Genomic DNA, 296 nt, shown 5'->3' with positions numbered 1-296 from the left:
ACCGAAGCGCTGAAAGTCGCCGGCCTGACCCCGCTGACCCTGGCCGCGAAAGAAGGCCTGGCCCTGCTCAACGGCACCCAGGTGTCCACCGCGTTCGCCCTGCGCGGCCTGTTCGAAGGTGAAGACCTGTTCGCCGGTGCCCTGGCCCTCGGCGGCCTGACCGTTGAAGCGGTGCTGGGTTCGCGTTCGCCGTTCGACGCGCGCATCCACGCCGCCCGTGGCCAGAAAGGCCAGATCGACGCCGCCGCCGCTTACCGCGATCTGCTGGGCGAGCGCAGCGAAGTCTCCGACTCCCA

1 protein-coding gene is annotated in these 296 nt (G+C 69.9%); it reads left to right on the top strand.

Translation table 11 applies throughout. The annotated features are described in order from the left end of the window. Positions 1-296, top strand: a 296-nt coding sequence (locus ACCD00_RS30830) for an aromatic amino acid lyase (RefSeq protein ID WP_413428946.1), incomplete at both ends; no start/stop codon positions are given.

Source organism: Pseudomonas sp. Pseusp3, from assembly GCF_047304225.1.
GTDB classification, from domain to species: Bacteria; Pseudomonadota; Gammaproteobacteria; order Pseudomonadales; family Pseudomonadaceae; genus Aquipseudomonas; species Aquipseudomonas fluorescens_CD.
This window is presented reverse-complemented; position numbering and strand designations above follow the sequence as displayed.